This window comes from Lactobacillus helveticus DSM 20075 = CGMCC 1.1877 (assembly GCF_000160855.1).
Classification (GTDB): Bacteria; Bacillota; Bacilli; order Lactobacillales; family Lactobacillaceae; genus Lactobacillus; species Lactobacillus helveticus.
Window position 1 is genome coordinate 739,477 of record NZ_GG700752.1, and the last position, 5,820, is coordinate 745,296.

A 5,820-nucleotide genomic window follows, 5' to 3' on the forward strand; every position below is an offset into this window, starting at 1 on the left:
GAAGGCATTCAGCTGCTATTGGTAGTCAGCTGAATGCCTTTTAATATTATCTATTTTTTACTATTTTTGTCTTTATCATCTTGATCTGTTAACTGGTTTTTTCAGTACTTCTTCTGGCACTTTGGTGATATCTTTTTCACGATTGTGCAGTTTAGAAGCATCTGTTTTATAAAGCTTAGTTGTAGAACGATTATGATTTCGACTGTAAAGTGAAGTAGAACTGTCTGCAAGATCTTGTCTGATTGCGATCATCTTTTGATAATTGTCAGAGTAGTTAAACTGAGTCGGATCAACTGGTACAAAGCCGGCCGGGGTGTAAAATCTCAGTAGGTTATGATTGTTTAGCAGATCAGAGTAATGAAGAGAATCTTTAGCTTTCTTGGCTAAAGTAGTAATTTCTTTCTTTTCTTGTGGGCTAAAGTTAATAATTTGTCTACCATTGATTCGGTTATAAACCGTTCCTTTTATTCCTTTGTCTCCAACAATAATGTACTTGGAACTAATAATGGTACCATTTCTAAGGACGATCCAATTTTGTCTGTGTGGGGAAAGCATATCGTTACCAAATTGGACATAGCCTTTATTATTAATGCCAAGTAAGTGAAGCAAAGTTGGTAGAACATCGATTTCACCAGCAATTTCGTGGCTGATTTTTCCTTTTAAATTATTGGCATGAATCATAAAGGGAACACGCTGCATCTGTACGTTGTTATAAGTATTCCAAGTGTCTGCACTCTCATTAATGATAGGAGCCAGAGTCTCATTTTCGGAATTGCTTAATCCATAGTGATCGCCATAAATTACAATCATACTATTTTTGTAAAGACCAGATGCTTTTAAATAATTAAAGAATTCGTGAACTGCTTCATCTAAATAATGTGCAGTTTCGAAATAATTATTGATAGTCTGATCGCGCGTTTTAGTGGTTTGGAAGTTAGGGTCACGATCTTCTTTATCGAGTTCAAATGGAATGTGGTTAGTAACAGTAATGAATTTTGCATAAAATGGCTGCTGCATTTGCTCTAAATATTTAATGCTTTCTGCAAATAGAAGCTTGTCTTTTAGACCATAGCCGCTACTGTCTTTAGTCTGTGAGCTGTAATAATTTTTATCGAAGAAATAGTTATAGCCCATGTTTTTATAGACATCATTTCTGTTCCAAAAAGTACCAACATTGCCGTGGAAAACAGCAGAAGTATAGCCGTCTTGACGCAGAATTTGTGGAGCCGCCTGAAATGTGTTTTCAGATCCTAATGAGGTGAAAAGCGAGCCATCAGTAATTCCATAAGTGCTAGTTTCTAGCATGTTTTCAGCATCACTGGTCCTACCTAAGCCAACTTGATGATAAAAATTGTCAAAGCTTAAAGTATGTTTATTTCGATAAAGCGAATTTAAAAATGGCGTAACTTCTTTACCATTAACTTTGAGATTGATCAAAAATTGTTGGAAACTCTCTAAGTGAATGACAATAACATTTTTATTTTTTTCGACACCAAAGTCCGCAGAGGAAGGAGCAGCATAAATCTTTTTAGTAAAGTTTAAAATGTCATTTAAATCTGAGGCATTGGCGTTTTTGGTTACCTGCACGTTCTTTGCACTTTTAAAACCATCGTAAGCAGTAAAAGCATCAATACCTAAGTATTTCACGACATAAGAACGATCAAAGGTATTTCTTAAAAGACGTGGACGAGAAGTTTCAGCCAAAAAGATGTTTAAAGTGGTAATTAATGCACCAACCGAAGTGATAGCAATAGGCATTGAAAGCCCATATGATTTTTGATCGATTCGTATTTTATGAATAACCAAAAGAATGATGATAACGATAAGATCAATCCAAATTAAGATGTCACTAGGGTGGAGTAATGCGACGGTACTTTTGCCTAATCCCTGAGAAACCTTACCAGCATTAATCATTGTTTTAATGGTTAAAAAATCAGTGAATTGCCGATAGTATATGATGTTTGCAAATAATAAAGCAGTATTTGCAAAATCTATGATTAACATGGCGATATAGGAAATAATAGGTTTAGGGATATAAAAACCAATACTAATCAAAATGACCGCTGTTCCAATTGAACTGAGCCACATGATAATGTGTTGGTAAGGGTCTGATAAACCTAAATTAAAGTCGAAATAAGCGGCAAAAATGTATTTTATCCAAAAACAAAATACTAAGAGGACTAGAAATCCTGTCCTTGTTTGAATAAAGTTGCTAATTTTCTTTTTCATATTTTTCTCCTTTAACATCTTTTAATTTTAAAGGTTCATTCTGCTTAAAACAACGATTTATCAATAGTTATGCATTTTTTAATAATTAGCTTTTGAAAAAATGGCTATAATCTAGAAGGAATAATTTAGAAAGAGGCAAAGCATGCTATTTTTCGGCCCACTTTATAATTTATTAGCAGAGCGTTACGCAACTAGTATTAATCATTTTGCATTAGTAAAATTAACTTTTTTGGCACTAGATAAGACTTTCTTTTACTTTTTGATTTTTGCGGTTTTGCGATTGATCTGGCTTCTTTTTGTTAGAAGGAGAAGATCAATCAAATCAGAAATTAGTGTTTGGATTTTTGCATTTTATTTGATTTTGATTTTAATGTTGACCACATTCAGAGATACTTATTTTCCATGGCAACTAGCGTTTAATTTTAATAGACCGTTAAGTGATGTCAATTTAGTTTTTATGAAAGAAACGTGGAAACTAGTTTATGCACCGAGTAGATTGGATTTCTTTTACAATTCATTTGGCAATATTATGTGTTTTGTGCCGTTTGGAATATTGTTTCCAATTGTTTTTTCAAAAAAGCAATCGTTTTTTAAAACTATTGTGATAGGGATGCTATTTTCAATTTTTATCGAAACCTTGCAATTTTTATTGGCAACTGGTGTGAGCGATATTGATGATGTCTTCTTTAATACGTGTGGTGCGATCCTGGGCTATTTGATTTATCTCTTTTTCAAAAAATTATGTATGCGTTTGTAATTGATACTGGTATTCGGTAAATAAGATTGTTAAAATAAGGATGTGGAATTTTTATAATAGTTAGGAAGCAGATTTATGAGTTTAATTAATTTTGATAGTAGTAAATTAACCCCATTTGTTCATGAAAATGAATTAGGCGAAATGCAAGCTATGGTAAATGCTGCTAACACTGAACTCCGTGATGGTACTGGTGCTGGTAGTGACTTCCGTGGTTGGCTTGACTTACCAGTAGATTACGACAAAGACGAATTTGCACGTATCAAGAAGGCCGCTAAGAAGATCCAAGGCGATTCAGAAGTTTTAATTTGTATCGGTATCGGTGGTTCATACTTAGGTGCTCAAGCTGCAATTGAATTGTTGAACAGCAACTTCTACGGCAAAGAAAAGACAGATATGCCAATTGTAGTCTTCTGTGGTAACTCACTTTCAGGTTCATACCTTTATGACTTGATTGAATGGTTAGGCGACAAGGACTTCAGTATTAACGTAATTTCTAAGTCAGGTACTACTACTGAACCATCAGTAGCATTCAGAATCTTCAAGGATAAGTTAATCAAGAAGTACGGCAAGGAAGAAGCTGCTAAGCGTATTTACGCAACTACTGACCGTCAAAAGGGTGCTTTGAAGACTGAAGCTGATGCAGAAGGTTACGAAGAATTTGTAGTTCCAGATGATATTGGTGGTCGTTACAGTGTTCTTACTGCTGTTGGTTTACTTCCAATTGCAGCTGCAGGTGCTGACATTGATGCATTGATGAAGGGTGCTGCAGATGCTCGTGCAGATTACACTGATACTGATGTTCACAAGAACTCACCATATCAATATGCTGCTCTTCGTAACATTCTTTACCGCAAGGGTTACACTACTGAAATTGTTGAAAACTATGAACCAAGCCTTAGAATGTTTGGTGAATGGTGCAAGCAATTGATGGGTGAATCAGAAGGTAAGGATAACAAGGGTATTTGGCCATCAAGTGCTAACTTCACTACTGACTTACACTCACTTGGTCAATACATTCAAGAAGGCCTTCGTAACTTATTCGAAACTGTTATCCGTGTTGAAAACCCACGTCACGATGTTAAGATTCCTGGCGATGAAAAGAACTTGGATCAACTTAACTTCTTGGAAGGCAAGAGCTTGAATTACGTAAACGACCGTGCTTACGAAGGTGTTGTTTTAGCTCACACTGACGGTGGCGTACCAGTTATGACTGTTAACATTCCAGATCAAACTGAACATACTCTTGGTTACATGATCTACTTCTTCGAATTAGCCATTGCTATTTCAGGTTACTTGAACGGCATTAACCCATTCAACCAACCAGGTGTTGAAGAATACAAGCGTAACATGTTTGGTCTTCTTAACAAGCCAGGTTATGAAAACTTACACGACGACTTAACTAAGCGTCTTAAATAATTAATTTTACTCAGCATATTTGATAGTATGCGGTTGAATATAGTTAGCATTAGCTAATTAAAGAAAGAGTAGAAACTTTTTTTAAGTTTTCTACTCTTTTTGTTTGGAATATTAAATTAGGGATTTGTATAAAAGAAAAAAATATTTTGGCTGTTTTATCAGCAGTATTTATGTCATTTGTGGGAATTCTGACTGAAACAAGTCTAAACGTAACTTTTCCTACGATGATGAAGCAGTTCAATGTTGCCTTAGATACTGTTCAATGGACTACTACAGGTTATCTTTTAACGATTGCAATTATTATGATCTGTTCATCGTATTTAAATGAACGATTTACAGCTAAGCAATTGTTTACTGTAGCATGTGTTGGCTTTATGGTCGGTAGCGTAATTAGTGCGTTAGTACCTAATTTCTTGATTTTGCTTTTAGGACGTTTGATTTCAGCATTAGGTGCAGGAATCAGTACGCCGTTAATGTTTAATTTAGTCACTGAAATTATTCCACATGCTAAATGGGGCGTTTATATGGGAATTGCTGGTTTAGTAGTTGCCATGGCAACTACTTTGGAACCTGCTTTTGGTGGGATTACTAATTTTTATTTATCTTGGCGTTGGATTTTTATTTTTGCAACTATCATTGCCTTGGTTGTTTTCATTGCAGTTATTTTGGTGATTGGCAAATATCATGAACAAGTTAAAATCAATTTTGATTGGCTAGCATTTGTAGTTTTAGCTGGCGTCTTTATTACTCTGACTGTAGGTGTTAATCAAATTAGTAAAGGAATCACTAACCCACTATTTTGGCTTTTGTTAGTGGCAACAGCTGTTTTAATTTGGCTTTTTATTAAGCTGTCTCAAAGATCAACTAAGAAGTTGCTTGATCTAGCCGTTTTTAAACAAAATGCTTTTGTATGGGGCGCTTTAGCATATTTCCTTTTGTAATTTAACAATATCGGCATTAGCTTTGTATTACCAAATTATGTTCAAATTGTTAGTCATCAAAATTCTTTAGTAGGTGGATTAATTTTGCTTCCTGGTAGCATTATTGCAGGTTTGCTTAATCCTTACCTTGGTAGCTTATATGATAAAGGGGTGCTAAATCACCGCTTTATTTAGGCGGTAGTCTAATGATGCTAGAATGCTTACTATTCATGATTTTTGGCTTGAATTTAAACGTATTAATGATCGTCATTTTTTACGGCATTATGATGATGGGGCACAGAATGTCCTTTAGTAATACTTTGGCAGAGTCTCTTAAAGTAGAAAATGGGTCATTGTGTGCCAAACTAGTCAACAATTAGCAGGTTCAATTGGAACAACTGTCTTAGCAGCAATTATAGCGATTTGGCAAAAAAAGCCTGCCGTTTCTTATTCTTTGGGTACTGCTCAAGGCAGTTAGGCAGCATTTATTTTTACATT

At 34.9% G+C, this 5,820-nt stretch carries 3 protein-coding genes and 1 pseudogene; 3 read left to right on the top strand and 1 reads right to left on the bottom strand.

The window, feature by feature from the left end:
* Positions 1-75: 75 nt before the first annotated feature.
* The gene (locus HMPREF0518_RS03470; RefSeq protein WP_003626130.1) at positions 76-2,247 is read right to left on the bottom strand and encodes an LTA synthase family protein; all 2,172 of its coding nucleotides are present in this window, start codon (positions 2,245-2,247) and stop codon (positions 76-78) included.
* 124 nt (positions 2,248-2,371) lie between these two features.
* On the opposite strand from HMPREF0518_RS03470, the gene HMPREF0518_RS03475 reads away from it, so the two are divergent.
* The 3 genes and pseudogenes from HMPREF0518_RS03475 to HMPREF0518_RS10035 all read left to right on the top strand — a co-directional run.
* Positions 2,372-2,986: a VanZ family protein gene (locus HMPREF0518_RS03475; RefSeq protein WP_003626132.1), complete on the top strand. Its 615-nt coding sequence runs from the start codon at positions 2,372-2,374 to the stop codon at positions 2,984-2,986.
* Between the two features lie 75 nt (positions 2,987-3,061).
* The gene (locus tag HMPREF0518_RS03480; protein WP_003626134.1) at positions 3,062-4,402 is read left to right on the top strand and encodes a glucose-6-phosphate isomerase; all 1,341 of its coding nucleotides are present in this window, start codon (positions 3,062-3,064) and stop codon (positions 4,400-4,402) included.
* A gap of 128 nt (positions 4,403-4,530) precedes the next feature.
* Positions 4,531-5,797, top strand: a pseudogene (locus HMPREF0518_RS10035) (MFS transporter); the annotation flags it as partial.
* Positions 5,798-5,820 lie beyond the last annotated feature (23 nt).